The sequence below is a fragment of the Comamonas sp. 7D-2 genome (assembly GCF_022749555.1).
Lineage (GTDB): Bacteria > Pseudomonadota > Gammaproteobacteria > Burkholderiales > Burkholderiaceae_C > Comamonas > Comamonas thiooxydans.
This window is the reverse complement of record NZ_CP094238.1, coordinates 3,602,435-3,616,512: the sequence shown is the minus strand read 5'-3', so window position 1 is coordinate 3,616,512 and position 14,078 is coordinate 3,602,435. Positions and strand designations below refer to the sequence as shown.

The 14,078-nt window shown below is 57.9% G+C and carries 10 protein-coding genes and 2 pseudogenes; 8 read left to right on the top strand and 4 right to left on the bottom strand.

What is annotated here, in order from left to right:
* Positions 1-16 precede the first annotated feature (16 nt).
* Positions 17-2,302 carry an FdhF/YdeP family oxidoreductase gene (locus MPZ60_RS16610; protein WP_034356413.1) on the bottom strand — a complete coding sequence of 762 codons (2,286 nt, stop codon included), beginning with the start codon at positions 2,300-2,302 and terminating at the stop codon, positions 17-19.
* Between the two features lie 886 nt (positions 2,303-3,188).
* On the opposite strand from MPZ60_RS16610, the gene MPZ60_RS16605 reads away from it, so the two are divergent.
* From MPZ60_RS16605 to MPZ60_RS16595, 3 genes are all read left to right on the top strand, one after another.
* On the top strand, positions 3,189-3,602 hold the full coding sequence (locus tag MPZ60_RS16605; RefSeq protein WP_131324679.1) for a hypothetical protein: 414 nt from the start codon (positions 3,189-3,191) through the stop codon (positions 3,600-3,602).
* A complete protein-coding gene (locus tag MPZ60_RS16600) occupies positions 3,586-3,900 on the top strand; it encodes a hypothetical protein (protein ID WP_034356358.1) in 315 nt (104 codons plus the stop codon). The genes MPZ60_RS16605 and MPZ60_RS16600 overlap by 17 nt, the downstream gene beginning before the upstream one ends.
* A gap of 632 nt (positions 3,901-4,532) precedes the next feature.
* Complete coding sequence (locus MPZ60_RS16595) at positions 4,533-4,982, top strand: VOC family protein (protein ID WP_052057623.1); 450 nt, start codon at positions 4,533-4,535, stop codon at positions 4,980-4,982.
* A 230-nt stretch (positions 4,983-5,212) separates the two neighbouring features.
* On the opposite strand, the pseudogene MPZ60_RS16590 reads toward MPZ60_RS16595, so the two are convergent.
* Positions 5,213-6,153: pseudogene (locus MPZ60_RS16590) on the bottom strand (LysR family transcriptional regulator).
* Positions 6,154-6,292: 139 nt separating this feature from the next.
* On the opposite strand from MPZ60_RS16590, the gene MPZ60_RS16585 reads away from it, so the two are divergent.
* From MPZ60_RS16585 to MPZ60_RS16570, 4 genes and pseudogenes are all read left to right on the top strand, one after another.
* Positions 6,293-7,519 carry an FAD-dependent monooxygenase gene (locus MPZ60_RS16585; RefSeq protein WP_034356355.1) on the top strand — a complete coding sequence of 409 codons (1,227 nt, stop codon included), beginning with the start codon at positions 6,293-6,295 and terminating at the stop codon, positions 7,517-7,519.
* A gap of 396 nt (positions 7,520-7,915) precedes the next feature.
* The gene (locus MPZ60_RS16580; RefSeq protein WP_052057622.1) at positions 7,916-9,058 is read left to right on the top strand and encodes a porin; all 1,143 of its coding nucleotides are present in this window, start codon (positions 7,916-7,918) and stop codon (positions 9,056-9,058) included.
* Between the two features lie 108 nt (positions 9,059-9,166).
* Entirely contained in the window at positions 9,167-10,747 is a 1,581-nt protein-coding gene (locus MPZ60_RS16575) for an esterase-like activity of phytase family protein (RefSeq protein WP_034356349.1), read from the top strand.
* A 23-nt stretch (positions 10,748-10,770) separates the two neighbouring features.
* A pseudogene (locus tag MPZ60_RS16570) lies at positions 10,771-10,914 on the top strand (IS3 family transposase); the annotation flags it as partial.
* A 55-nt stretch (positions 10,915-10,969) separates the two neighbouring features.
* Here the strand turns inward: MPZ60_RS16570 and MPZ60_RS16565 are convergent.
* A complete protein-coding gene (locus tag MPZ60_RS16565) occupies positions 10,970-11,551 on the bottom strand; it encodes a TetR/AcrR family transcriptional regulator (RefSeq protein WP_034356347.1) in 582 nt (193 codons plus the stop codon).
* Positions 11,552-11,648: 97 nt separating this feature from the next.
* Here MPZ60_RS16565 and fabF point away from each other — a divergent pair, with 97 nt between their 5' ends.
* Positions 11,649-12,920, top strand: coding sequence for a beta-ketoacyl-ACP synthase II (gene fabF, locus MPZ60_RS16560; protein ID WP_080746128.1), 1,272 nt, complete (start codon positions 11,649-11,651; stop codon positions 12,918-12,920).
* A 237-nt stretch (positions 12,921-13,157) separates the two neighbouring features.
* Here fabF and MPZ60_RS16555 read toward each other — a convergent pair whose 3' ends face one another.
* Entirely contained in the window at positions 13,158-14,066 is a 909-nt protein-coding gene (locus tag MPZ60_RS16555; RefSeq protein WP_034356341.1) for a sulfite exporter TauE/SafE family protein, read from the bottom strand.
* Positions 14,067-14,078: the final 12 nt, after the last annotated feature.

Genomic DNA, 14,078 nt, shown 5'->3' with positions numbered 1-14,078 from the left:
CTTAATTCCAGCCTGCTCAGGCTGCTTGTGCCTGTTCCTGGCGAAGGACTCGTACGGGAATCGACTTGTAGGAAGGCGTTCCGCACTCTTCATCGATGTAGTCCAATGGGACCAGCACGTTAGCCTCCGGGTAGTAGGCAGCAACTGATCCTGGCGCGATGCCATACTCGATCACCGTAATTCCACCTAGTCGCAGTGAGCGATCCTTGGAGATGGTTTCGATTTCCACGAGATCGCCGTGCTCGAGGCCACGTGCGGCCATGTCAGCTGGATTCATGAACAGCACATCACGCCGCCCAAAGACGCCTCGATAGCGGTCATCGAGGCCGTAGATGGTGGTGTTGTACTGGTCATGACTGCGGATCGTGATAAGGCGAAGCACGTCGTCGTCCCAGGGGAGATAGTTTTCACGCACCCCTGGAAAAACCGAGAACATGGCTTTGCCCGAAGGGGTCGGCCATTTGCGCTCGGTCGGAGGCAAGGGCATACGAAAGCCGCCTGGGACGCGGATGCGCTCGTTGTAGTCATCGAAGCCAGGAATGGTGCGCTCTATCAAGTCGCGGATCCGGTCGTAATCATCCACTAGCCTCTGCCACTCCACCTTGCTGTCAGGGAGTGTGGCTGCAGCCATACCAGCTACGATGGCAGGCTCGGAGCGCAGGAACTGAGAGGCTGGGCGGAGCTTGCCGGCTGACGCGTGCACCATCGACATTGAGTCTTCCACCGTGATGGCTTGACCACCACTGGCCTGTACATCCAGCTCGGTTCGACCGATCACAGGGAAGATGAAAGTTTCTTTTCCCACGAGTAGATGGGAGCGGTTGAGCTTTGTGCCGAGATGAACGCTGAGGTCAAGCTGCTTCATCGCCGGAAAAGCCTGTATGGGATCAGGCATGGCAACCGCGAAATTACCACCCAAGCAGATCAATACCTTTGAATGCCCGCTGACCATGGCTTGCATGGTCTTGACGGCGTCATGCCCATGTTCTCGGGGAGGTTGGAAGCCAAAGACTTCCTCGAGTTTGCCGAGGAACTCTTCGGACGGTTTCTCTGTGATGCCAACTGTGCGGTTTCCCTGCACGTTGGAGTGTCCACGTAATGGGCAGATGCCTGCGCCAGGCTTGCCAAAATTGCCTCGCATCAGCAGCAAGTCGGCGATCAGGCGCACGTTCCAGGTGCCGGTGTTGTGCTGAGTGAGGCCCATGCCGTAGGTGATGATCGTCGAGTTTGACTTTGCGTAGGCTTCCGCGACCTGCTCAAGCTGAGATTGTGTGAGGCCCGACTCCTTTTCAATCAGCTCCCATTTGGTTTCGGTCAAGTCCGCGACCAGTGCATCAAAGTTTTCTGTGTGCTCGGCAATAAAGTCTTGGTCGATGACGTTGCCTTGGCTTGCTTCCAATTCCAGCAATGCCTTCATGATTCCTTTAAGCGCAGCTGCATCGCCACCAGCCTTGACTTGAAAGTATGTTGATGCAATCGCCGTCGAACTGAACGTGGCCATCTCGATCATGTTCTGAGGGTCTGCAAAGCGCTCCAGCGCCCGTTCGCGCAGTGGATTGAACACAATGATGGGTACGCCACGACGTGCGGCCTCGTGCAAGGTTCCCATCATGCGCGGGTGGTTTGTTCCAGGGTTGTGGCCCATCGAAATAATGAGCTCGGTTTTTTCGAAGTCATCTAGCGAGACCGTGCCCTTGCCGATGCCAATGGACTGTGGTAGCCCAACGCTGGTGGCTTCATGGCACATGTTGGAGCAATCGGGAAAGTTGTTGGTGCCGAACTCGCGCGCAAAGAGTTGGAATAGGTAGGCAGCCTCATTTGAGGCACGGCCCGATGTATAGAACTCAGCCTGATCTGGCGTACTTAGTTCTCGCAGCACTTGGCCTATCCGTTCAAAAGCGGTATCCCAACTTACCTCCTCGAACTTGTCTTTGGCCGGGTTATAGGTCATCGGGTGCGTGAGACGGCCGAAATTCTCGAGTTCGTAATCGCTGAGCTTGAGCAGCTCTGTCACAGTGTGCTGGTCGAAGAATTCAGGCGTCACCCGCTTGCTGGTCGCTTCCCAGGTGACGGCCTTCGCGCCGTTCTCGCAAAACTGGAAAGTTGAGCGGTGCTCCTTGTCTGGCCAGGCGCAACCGGGGCAGTCGAAGCCCGTGGGCTGGTTGGTTCGCATCAACACAATAGGAGCCTCTACGGCGTCCATTTGCTGGTGTACAGCTAGCGCTGTTGCTTTTAAGGCTCCCCATCCGCCTGCAGGAGCGTCATATTTGCGGATACCCGGTACTTCTCGTTTGGCAGTCATTAGAGCCTCCATGGTCCATAGCGCATTGCGCAGTTCTCTGAATTGACGCTAATCAATGTATTGAAATAATTGCTCCAGGCAAGAGATCAGTTAATGCGAAAAAAAAGAGCACAGTTGAATCGGATACGGAATTTGTATCTTCCGTGGGTAATGGTGGTCAAGGCATCTACCATGAAGACAGCAGATCTGAGAGAGATGGAAGTTGATTTTTATAACCGGTGCAGATGTGAATATTTCGATGCCATTTTTTTGTGGTTTTGAAATTATTCAAAAAGAATTTATATTGTGTTTTTCAGTGAAAATGCTTATTTTTAGATATTTTGAATATTGATTGATAATTAAATGATTTTAAATAAATGAAATATCTTGTAAGTTAATTTATTAATTGATGAATAATGCTATTTTTTGCGGGTGATGGATTTCTCTGGAGTGGTTAATACCATTGGCAGCGATATCTCTTTATTCTTGCAGAGTTGCTGCATTGATGAGAGGGTCTTGTTGTGCGACAGCGCCCTAGCAGATGCCGTCGATGCCTCCACTTGGGAGCAGATAGACACGCTTTTCACGGCAACTGTCTGCGGGAAATCAGATTTTTCTTATAAAGAACCATGGGCTTCAGCAGTACTCTTTGCGGGAATGTGTATTGGCTCATTCGAGACGGTCTGACAGAAGAGGTTTTTCGTTCCGGTCCCTCCGATTCAGCGATCCGAATTCGGAGAAGGCATTGCATGAATCGTTCCGCGACTGTGCTGCACCCCAATGGTGTGTATGCCCAGTGGTGCTTGCCTGCAGATGCCAGAGCAAAAAGAGCGGCAGAAAAGCGTAGATTGAATTTCGGAAGCCACTCGGTCTATCAGAGCGGAATGAATGTCCGGCAGCGGAGTAAATGAAAAGCACGTCCAACGTCGTCAGAGTTTGCAGAGTATTTGACTTTGACGAAAGTCCTTCTGAAATCTACGCAAAGCTATGCCAGAGTTTGTCTTTGCTTCCTGCATCTTGGGGGCTGGCGAATGTGGATGTCATCACATTTGAAGACCGGCCCGATTGGCCTATCCATGAAGTGAGCTATCGACTTCACGAGGAGGTCAGTCGCCTTGAGATTGGACTTTTAAGCCGGGGGTATCGGCGACATTCAGAGGTGCTTCCATACCTTGAAGACTACATGACTGTCGAATTCAATTCTGCAAAAAATGAAGCCGACCTGCAGTATGTTTTCGATCAGGTGATCCCCCTCTACCCTCTACATACGCAGCTTTGGTGCGTTCTTCGCTGCGGTGGAGGACATGGATGTGCTGGCTGAAGAGGAAGATGAATTCTGGAAATCAAGTGATGAAGAGCGTATGCAAGTCCGGGCTCAAGCCGGTCCACGTAGACAAGAGTGCCTTCACATCAGGCAAGTGAACTACTGGGCCGGAGAACAGTGCAACAACTACTTCGGACTTACACCTGAGCAGGTGGTAGGCATACTCAGCGACCACGTCGCCCGTGCGGATGTACTGGAGGAGGGTGCCTATATTGTTGTCTCGTACGACCCGCTGAGCTCGGTGCAGGCGCGAGCAATTACTCCTGCATTGATGCCTTTGCTGAAGACGCGGTGAAGTACTTGAACGGGGTAGTGTCTTCGCTGCGATGCAGGGCCCCTGGGGCGGGTAGTCGCAGGCGATTTATCCAAACCTGCTGTGCTTTACCCTCCGTGGTTGCCCACTTTTTGCAGGGTGCCTATCGCGGTATGGCAGCAAGGTCGCGTACGAATCGAATTACCCTATTTTCCCGATACAGATGCTGTGCAAATACGGCAGTCACCAATTCGCGGGACTAATACAAGCACAAGCGGATGCCTCACTTGAGAGGTGGCGCCGGACAGATTTCCGCATTGAGTGGTTCTGAGACGGTCGCTTGCTGGTTAGAAGCAGTCGTCCAGCACGTTGCATCGATCGGTTGAATCCACAGTCGATAGCTGCCTTGGATCACTGGCGACTCTCGGTTGCGGCCACTGTCAGCCTGCGGCATGAACGACGGCTAACGCAGTTAGCTGACACTGGTGCAGCTAGATATGATGTATCAATAGCTTGTTCACTCGCTCCGAAACTGGGAAGCTGTGGTTGCCACGCCATCGCCACTCTGGGCAGGAAGACGGCCTCACATCCAGCATGCAGCTCCTGGACGAGCTGTTGGCGTCGCTCGCCAACGCCTGAAGATTCCCTCTCAACACAGACCTTGAAAGTCTCAAATGTCCCAGAAAATCTTCGTCAACCTGCCCGTCGCTGACCTGTCGAAGGCCAAGTCCTTCTATGAAGCAATCGGCGCCGTCAACAACCCGCAGTTCAGTGACAATACCGCCGCCTGTATGGTCGTCTCCGACAGCATCTACGTGATGCTGCTCACCCACTCGAAGTGGGCCACGTTCACCCAGAAACCTATCGTCGACGCCCATGCTGCCAGCGAAGTCATGTTGTGCCTGAGCGCCGGTGACCGCGCGGCCGTCGACAGCATGGTTGAGGCCGCTTCTGCTCACGGCGGCAAGGCTGACGTGAACCCCTTGCAAGACCACGGCTTCATGTATGGCCGCAGCTTCGAGGACGTAGACGGCCACATCTATCATGTTCATGGACATGAGCCAGATGCCTCAAGGCTGAAGCAATCTCGACCATCGGCAACGACTGCATATAGTCTTTTTTAGACTGCCTGCGTGGCAATGATGCAGGCCAGCCTGCTCAGGCTGGTAGCATCAGTCTGTAGACTTCGCTGACAGCCTGATTTCTCCGGCTGGGACTGCATATCGGGGTGTCCGCTTCGTGGCATATCCGTGTGCTTACACTATTGGGCAGAAGCGGGCATTGAAAAAATCATGCCAAGCGACTGCTTGCACTCGGAAAGACTCGACTTTGAGTCCGGTGCGCCACTTTGGTCCTAGTCCGTCCCACGTGGTCTGGGGTCCGTGGAAGGGTTCCCCGATCCGGCTAACCGTAGCTGTATCAATTCCAGCAGTGCCCGGACACGCGCAGTCACGGAATGTCGATGGCTGTATGCCCCAAGCAATTGCAGCGGGCAGGGCAGAGGTCCAATGGCACTTCCTGCAATCGACCCGTTGCAAGGTCTTCCTGGCAGGGATAGGCCGCCACAATCGCGAAGCCGATGCCTTGCCGTGCACCTGCCACGGCCAGCTCTCCGCTGTTGACGCGGTAGCGGCTGCGGACCGGCACCTTGACGATTTCCCCCGCGGCGTCCTGAAACTGCCAGGGTTGGCCCTTCAGCGCGCTGAGGGTGGTGATGCAGGGCAGGGATTTCAACTCACGCACATGGCGTGGCATACCGGTCCTGGCCAGCAAGGAGGGGGCGGCAACCACGATGCTGGGCAGTGTGGCGAGTTCGCGGGTGATGAAAGCACTGTCCTCCTGATGGCCCCGGTGGAAAACGATGGAAAGGTCCACGTCTTCTCGAAGCACTTCCAGTCCGGTCATCCGGGTATCGCATTCGAGCTCGATCCCCGGATGGAGGCTACAGAATTCGGCGAGGATGGGGGCCAGCAGTTTTGGTGCTTCGCCAGGCATGCAGATCTTCAGAGGTCCACGCAGTTCGCGCTGCACCGCGCCAAGCTCTTCCTGCGTAGAGAGCAGGGTGTCGAGCAAGGGCTTGGCACGTTCGTAGAGCAATCGACCGGCTTCCGTCATGCGCAGGTGGCGGGTGCTTCGCTCCAGCAGCCGTGTACCGAGTCTGCGCTCCAGTGACGCGACGTGGCGACTGACGTTGGACGAGGGCATGACCAAAAGACGCGATGCGCCGGCAAAGCTTTGCTCATCAACAACCGCCGTATAAACGCGTACGGCATTCAGGTCGAGTGCATCGCGCATTGATTATCCCGTTTGAGGTATGAAAACGTCCCAATTTTGCATGCTAGTTCTCTTCAATGGCGAAATCTAAGATGCCCTTTTGCTCGATACAACGCAGTGCGCCGTATATCGGGCATCGTATGGACAGGAGAGATTCAGCGTGGAAATTGGAATACTTGGCGGTGGCATTGCGGGCTTGAGCGTGGCGCTGGCTTTGCGCAAGCAGGGTTACAACCCTCGGGTCTATGAGCGTCGAACGGAGCCGGCAACCATGGGGGCAGGCGTGACGCTCTGGCCCAATGCGAGCTTTGTGCTGGAAGAGTTGGGGCTGCTGCAAGACATAGCGGCCATTGGCGGTCGGCCGCTGACAATGCGCCGCAAGGATGCCATGGGCAATGCATTGGGAGGCCTCGATATCGCCTTGCTGGACCGGACGATGGGCTACCCGACCTACACGGTGCTGCGCAGGCACTTGCAGGAGGTGCTGCTGGATCACGCAGCCCGGGCCGGGATACCGGTGGAGTTCGGACACCGGGCGGTGGCCGTCGAGCTGGATGCCAATGGCAGGGCCGTGGCCTATTTCGAGAACGGTGCGAGCATCCGCCCGGATCTGCTCATTGGCGCCGACGGTCGCATGGGGTCAGTGGCGCGCAAGTTTGTCGCGGGTGACAACACACCTGTCTATCAGGGCTTCGTGAACTGGATCGGCGTGGCGCAGGGGCAGCATGCGCTGGTGGACGATATTGCGATTCAGGATTTCTGGGGGGCGGGCGAGCGCTTTGGTTGCGTGCCGATTCGCCCCGAGCTGGTGTATTGGGCTGCGGCGCAGGCACGGCCCTTCAGCGAGGTTACGCCCACCGCAGATCTGCGCAAGGAGGTCGAGAAGCTGTTCGCGCAATGGCCTGAGCCGATCTTGGCAATCGTCCGTGCCACGCCCGAAAATGCTATCCGGCTGATTGCGGTGCATGACCTGGAGCCGCTGCATACATGGAGCAGGGCGAATGTGCTGCTGGTTGGCGATGCCGCGCATGCGCCGTTGCCGACGTCGGGGCAGGGTGCCTGCCAGGCACTGGAAGATGCGTGGCATTTGGCCCGGTGCCTGGATGGCGCAAGTGGCGGCTTGGACGATGTCTTCCAGGCGTTTGCGAAAATCCGAGCCTCGAAAACCGCAAGGCTGGCGGAACAAGGCCGGGTCTTCGCACGCGGGCTGTTCGCCACTGATCCTGAAACCTGCCGCATCCGCAATGAGCGTGCCAGGGCGTCCAATCCTATGCATGACGTGCAGGTCTTGGCAGCTGGATGGGGACAGGGCCTGCCAATGCCTGGCTGCACCGACGGCATGCCGGCGCAAGGGGGTGGCTTCGGCAGCCTGTACCGCATTGAATGACGGGCGCTGGATTCCACGCGGATAGAAAGCCATGTCTGCAGTGACGGGAGTCGCGCGGCCGGCTGAGCTTTCCAGGTGCTGGATGTGCCTCGTCGGTTTTTATTCAGACGCCTCTTGCTATGCACCCGGCTAGCGTGCATGTGGGCACCAGCCGGTAAGCGCTGCATAGCAGGCATGGTCATTGACACTTGAACGACCTCCACGGGTTGATCTGCGACTGTCGCAGTCCGGCCAGGAGCTGCCGGTAGCTAACGCTCCGCATGCACCGCTGCTGTTACTTTCATGTCACAGAGTACAAATGTCACAAAACGTACTTATGTGTTGCCTAAAGTTCCGGCAGCGGTTGCAAGAAAGCCACCGCCATTTCCTCTGACAAGTTCCGTTCGTATTTCGCCAATGAAAAATCATAAAACGTGCTCGCGTACTCTGGCAGTCGTGGTTGGCTCATTCCTAGCCTCTTCTTCCAGCCTGGCCCTGGCACAGTCTTCCATCACCATTTTTGGCGTAGTGGACGTCGGCATCACCAGTGCCAAGTCCGGCAGCAACAGGCTCAATGCTCTGAACTCCAGCCAAGGCAAGACCAGCCTGATCGGCTTTCGCGGCACTGAAGACCTCGGCGGCGGCAACCAGGCTCAGTTCTGGCTCGAAGGTGGCCTCAGCCCTGACGCCGGTAGTGGCGGCAGCAGCGGCTCTCTGGGTTTCGAGCGCCGTTCCACTATCGGACTGATCAACAATTCCTGGGGTGAAATCCGCCTGGGTCGCGACTACACCCCCAGCTACAACATCTTCACCGCGTTCGGGGGCCCCGACACCACCACCGGCGTGCAGGCCAACCTGTTCCAGACGATCCGCCAGACTGCGTATAACGCCGCCAGCCAAAGCGGCACGGTGGACCGCACGCGCATCAGCAACTCCGTGGGCTACTTCCTGCCGCGCAACCTGGGCGGTGTCTACGGTCAGTTCTCGGTTTCCTTTGGTGATGAAAATGCCTCCAACTCTGGCGCAAGCAAGGCCCGCAGATACATAGGCGGTAACCTGGGCTATCGCTCTGGCCCGCTGAACGTGGGTATCGGCTACGGCAAGATCGACGGCACTGCGGCCGTGACTTCGCCCAGCGCCATCGCCGCAACCAGCGACCTGGAAGACTTGGCGCTGGGCGCTTCATACAACTTCGGCAGTTTCGTGCTCAATGGCGGATACAACAGCCTGAAGTGGAAACCCGTCAGCGGCGCGACCTCCGGGAAGGTGGACGGCCTCTACCTGGGCGCAACCATCCCCGCGGGGTCTGGCAGCTTCCGCATCAAGTACGCCAGCGCCAAGTTCAGCGGTAACGCCACGGCCCTCACGCGCAGCGGTGGCAAGACCGACAAGTATTCGATCGGATATGTCTACGACTTCTCCAAGCGCACCTCCATGTACGCCGGGGTTGCGCGTGTCAACAACAAGAATGGCGCCAGCATTGGCCTGATCGGCGGCCCTGCAGGTGTAGCCAACACCGGGTCGACTGGCGTGGATATCGGCATCAGCCACTCGTTCTGAGCTGCACGACGCCTCTTTGCGCAAAGAAGTCTCCAAGGTCGAGCAGGCCTCCGCCTCGCCGGGCTTGCTTTTTGGGGACTTCCATTTTCCTCTCAAGCCATACCCGCCATGCGCCACCTCACTTCTTCATCCTGCCTGATGGCTGCGACCGCCGCCGCGGTTGCCTTGCTGAGCGCTTGTGCCGATACCCGCCCGCTCCAGGTCGCCAACTCCGAGGCGGTCATGCAGACCACCGGCGTCGGCAGCATCAGCGCCGTCGTCACGCGTCAGGACGTGCAGTTCGACGACAAGTTCTATTTCCCCTACGAAGGCCGCCATCCTGGCACCAAGGCCGATTTCCCCAAAGGCTTTCTGCCGGCCTATGGCTCGGGCCTGGCCTTGAAGGGCCGGCGCGCCGACGGCACGCTTGAGTTCTACGCCATCACCGATCGCGGCCCGAACGCCACCACCGGTCCGGTCACGCAGATCACCGACGGCTCCAACTCCACGGGCTTCGCCAGTTCCACGGTGTTTCCTTCGCCCAATTTCACGCCGTCCATCGGCGTGATCACCCTCGACAAGGAGGGGGCCAGGCTCGTCTCGACCTTGCCGGTCAAGTTCAGCGCTGCGCAGAACGCCAATGGTCGTGTGCAGCCACGGGGCATCACAGGCAACACAGGCGAGCAAGTTCTGGACGACTCCTTCACCTATCCTGGCAAGGCCAAGGGCTACAGTGAATTCGGCCTGGACACCGAATCCGTGGTGGTGGATGCAGCACGCAAGGTGCTGTGGGTTTCTGACGAATACGGCCCCTTCATCGTGAAGATCGACCCGGCTACCGGCATCATCCTGAAGAAATACAAGCCCGGTACTGACGCGGCCGATCTGCCTGCCATCCTCGCCAAACGCCGCGCCAACCGTGGCATGGAGGGGCTGAGCATCGATGTGGCCAGCGGCAAGTTGCACGGTTTCCTGCAAAGTCCGCTGAACGACGGCAAGGCCGACTACACCACTGCTGCCGTTCCCGATGCGACCGGCACGTCGGAAAACGTGCGCGACTACGCCCGCTTTGTGCGCTGGGTGGAGTTTGACCCGACTACCGAGAAAACCCGTTTGTTTGCATTGCCCGTGGACGGCAGCTGGTACAGCCAGGGTAAGACCGGCAACGCCAAGCTGGGTGATGTGGTCTCGCTGGGCAATGGGAAGTTCATCGCCATCGAGCAAGGAACGGGCAAAGACAAAAAAGTCTTTAACGATCTGGTGCTGATCGAGTTTCCGGCCAACGTTACCGACATCACCGCGCTGGGCTCCGACCTGGAAAAGAGCAGCCTGACTGGCAAACCGGTCAATGGCTCGGACTATTCCAAGGTAGTGGCGCTCAAGAAAACTCGCCTCTTCAACTTGAACGCCACCGGCTGGGTGGCCGAGAAGGCCGAGGGGCTGGCACTGGTCGATGACTACACCTTGGCGCTTACCAACGACACCGACTTCGGTGTCTCGCTGGCCGTGCTGGACGCCAGCGGCAAGGAGATCGAAGGCTCGGACGTCACCAAGTGCATGGTGGATGCCGACGGCAAGATCGTGAACGATGGCAAGTGCGCCAAGGGCTCGGCGAGCCTGCGCTTTACCACCAATGAGGTCAATGATCGCGCGCAGCGACTGTGGACCTTCAGGTTCAGCAAGAAGTTGAGCGAATACGGCGCTCTCTGAATGACAGCGGCAGCACAAGCCGCTCTCTGCTATGGCCCAGGGCGCCGCACCGGCGCCAGTCGGCCCGCTCACAGGAAGGCAGTGTTGACGTGGTGCACTGCGACCTGCGCTGGTGCTACAACGGTCTGGATATCCAGTGTGACCCGGGCCAGACCGTGACAGCCACCACGCTCTGAATTGAGATGCGCATCAGATGTGCGAGCGCATGCCTAATTCGGGCGACTACGGGGCTAACTGCTCCCGCAAGCTTGCCAATATTTCTTCAGAAAGCGCCGGATTGCCCGCTGCCGTGGCACGAGCGAGAACCAAGGCTCCAACCATGCTGCTGAGGGTCACGATAGTCTGAGTACGTTTGGCTGCATCATCACCTTGGAGCACGCTCATAAAGCGCTGGATATTGCGTTCCACTCCCTGGGCAAAAACCTCCGACATCTCAGGCCCCGCTCTTGCGGCATCTGCTGCCAATGCCGCAGCGGGGCAGCCCTCTCCGGGGTGATCGCGATGCGTCGCAGAAAGATAGCCATGCACCAGCGCGCGGAGCCTGGTTGCAGGCGCGTCATCCGCCTTCGAGGATTCCAGTCCGTCTAGCGGCGTGATGGTCCACTCAAATGCACGCAGGCAGGCCTCGCGTGCGAGAGCATCCTTGGACTCGAAGTGTCGGTACAGCCCGCCATGTGTCAAGCCCGCATCGCGTGTGATCTCTGCCACGCCCACGCCATCCAGGCCCTTTTCTCGATAAAGGCGCGCAGCGGCATCCACGATTCCTTCGCGGTTCTCGGCGGCCTGTGCTTTGCTCACTTTCATACGTTAGATGATACTCATCATCAAAACTCATTTATGATTGCGATCATCATCAATAAAGTTGGGCTCAGTTCCTGGGTTCAATAGCGGAAGGTGCAGCATGGGTCGTCGGGTAGTCATCACCGGTTTGGGCTTGGTCTCTCCTCTAGGGTGCAATGTGGAGCTGGCCTGGCAACGCCTGCTGGCCGGCCAGTCCGGGGTACGTGCCTTGAGCGCCGGTGTGGGTGAAGGCACAGGCGTCTCCATCGCCGGGCAGGTGCCAGGCCTGGAGCAGGATCCGCAAGCCGGGTGGAGCCCTGAAGCCGTGATCTCGGCCAAGGAGCTACGCCGCATGGATCGCTTCATCGCATTTGCATTGGGGGCGGCAGACCAGGCTCTGGCACACGCGCAATGGCTTCATCCAAGCGTCGAGCAACAGGAGCGTGCGGCGACTATCATCGGCTCCGGTGTGGGCGGCTTCAGTACCATTGTTGAAGCGGTGCGAACCACGGACGGCAAAGGGCCACAGCGCTTGTCGCCTTTCACCGTACCGGCGTTCCTGGCCAATCTGGCTTCGGGACAGGTGTCGATCAGGCACCAGCTCAAGGGGCCGTTGGGTGCTCCGGTGACGGCTTGCGCAGCCAGCATCCAGGCCATTGGCGATGCGGCACGTCTGATTCGCAATGACGAAGCGGACATGGCGCTCTGCGGTGGTAGCGAAGCCACGATTGATCGAGTTGCGCTCGGCAGTTTTGCTGCGGCAAAAGCAGTGACCACTTTCTGCGGCGGCGATCCCGCGAAGGCTTCCCGACCTTTCGATCAGGCACGGGACGGCTTTGTCATGGCTGAAGGTGCAGGCCTGCTGGTGCTGGAGGCACTGGATCATGCATTGGCGCGCGGCGTCAGGCCGCTGGCCGAGGTCGTGGGCTATGGCACCTCTGCCGATGCATACCATGTCACCTCCGGGCCCGAGGATGGATCAGGCGCCGCGCGATCGATGTGCGCCGCGTTGCGACAGGCACAGTTGCAAGCTCGTGATATTCAACACCTGAATGCTCACGCAACCTCTACTCCCGTGGGTGACCGGGGAGAGCTGGCAGCCATTCGTCAAGTGTTTGGAGCAGGCCACGGACCCTCCATCACGGCTACCAAAGCAGCCGTGGGCCACATGCTGGGTGCTGCTGGCGGAGCTGCTGCGATCTTCACCGTATTGGCCTTGCGCGACCAGATCGCGCCACCCGTGCTCAATCTGGAGCATCCAGATCCTCTGGCGGACGGCCTGGACCTGATCGCCGGGAGTGCGCGTGCTCATGCAATAGAGCACGCAATGCTCAACGGATTTGGTTTCGGTGGTGTAAATGCGTCGTTGATTCTGAAGCGATTTACTGCCTGAGCCATACCTCTATCAGAAGCCTCATCAGGCCATATCACCCATGCGGCTCTTGGTAGATCGTTCAGGCTTCTCACCCGAACGAATGCCAATGGCCGCTAGTGCGGGTTCTATAGACGCCTGTGTCAGCAGACGTTCGATGCGCGCAGCAAGTCGGCTGAAGACTGCTTCAGGGGCTCTGGCGAAATAGAGCTTTCGTTCACAAGCCGACGTTCGGGGTGCAGGCAGAGTAGCTCACGGTCATGTTGTCACCATAGCCAAAAAAACGGCGATCAACAGTCCTAAATAGACCTTTGCGTGAACTCGGTCTGGAATGCGCCCGATCCACAGCGATGCTGCACGGATGCCGATCCAGGAGCCAGCCACGAGCACAGCAGCAGCTCGTATGTCGATATAGCCCAGGTGCCACTCTCCAAGAGGTAAAGGAGATTGAGCGGACAGGACGATGTAAGTCCCAGTTCCTGCCAGCGCGACCGGCAGTGATAGCGGATTCGCCATGGCGGTTGCTTGTGTCATTTCGATTCCACGGCGGCGCATCAGGGGAACGGTCATCACGCTGCCGCCAACCCCCAGCAGTGCAGCAACCCAGCCGATCACCAGTCCGGACAGTGCATTCGCCAGCGGCCCAGGGCGGTGCTGCATTCTTGAGGGCTGAGCAAGAAACCCAGGCCTCAACCAGCAGTCCAGGATGGTCAGCACCAGATATGCCGCAAAGGCCCAACGCAGCCATTCGCTTTGAACAACGGTTGCCGCAAGTGCGCCAAGTACGGCCCCCGCGCCAATGGGACCCAGCAAAGGTCTGACATTCGTCCAATCCACTGTTCCTGCCCGTTGGTGACGCCACGTTGCGAGGAGCGCACCGAAGACCATCACGCAGGTGGATGTTGCAACGGCAATCTGCATGGCTGACTGCCCCACTGCGCTGCCTGGGGCGTTCGGTGTAGACAGCAAGCGGTATAGCAGCGGAACCACCACGAATCCGCCACCGAAACCAAAGAGAACGGTAGTGACGCCCGTCACACATCCGCAGACCGCCAACAACAAATACAAGGACACGAAAAACTCCATTGATGCAGGAGCCATCACAGTAGATTGCTCTGGAGTGGCGCGCTTTCGATGTTTGGTCAACAATATTTGCATTTCGGCCATTCGCTCTTTGCA

Excerpts from the sequence above, each read along its gene's own strand:
- MPZ60_RS16610 (WP_034356413.1), bottom strand. The coding sequence starts at position 2,302 with ATGACTGCCAAACGAGAAGTACCGGGTATCCGCAAATATGACGCTCCT.
- MPZ60_RS16565 (WP_034356347.1), bottom strand. The coding sequence starts at position 11,551 with ATGAAAGTGAGCAAAGCACAGGCCGCCGAGAACCGCGAAGGAATCGTG.
- MPZ60_RS16555 (WP_034356341.1), bottom strand. The coding sequence starts at position 14,066 with ATGGCCGAAATGCAAATATTGTTGACCAAACATCGAAAGCGCGCCACT.
- fabF (WP_080746128.1), top strand. The coding sequence starts at position 11,649 with ATGGGTCGTCGGGTAGTCATCACCGGTTTGGGCTTGGTCTCTCCTCTA.
- MPZ60_RS16580 (WP_052057622.1), top strand. The coding sequence starts at position 7,916 with ATGAAAAATCATAAAACGTGCTCGCGTACTCTGGCAGTCGTGGTTGGC.
- MPZ60_RS16600 (WP_034356358.1), top strand. The coding sequence starts at position 3,586 with ATGGATGTGCTGGCTGAAGAGGAAGATGAATTCTGGAAATCAAGTGAT.
- MPZ60_RS16575 (WP_034356349.1), top strand. The coding sequence starts at position 9,167 with ATGCGCCACCTCACTTCTTCATCCTGCCTGATGGCTGCGACCGCCGCC.
- MPZ60_RS16595 (WP_052057623.1), top strand. The coding sequence starts at position 4,533 with ATGTCCCAGAAAATCTTCGTCAACCTGCCCGTCGCTGACCTGTCGAAG.
- MPZ60_RS16605 (WP_131324679.1), top strand. The coding sequence starts at position 3,189 with ATGAAAAGCACGTCCAACGTCGTCAGAGTTTGCAGAGTATTTGACTTT.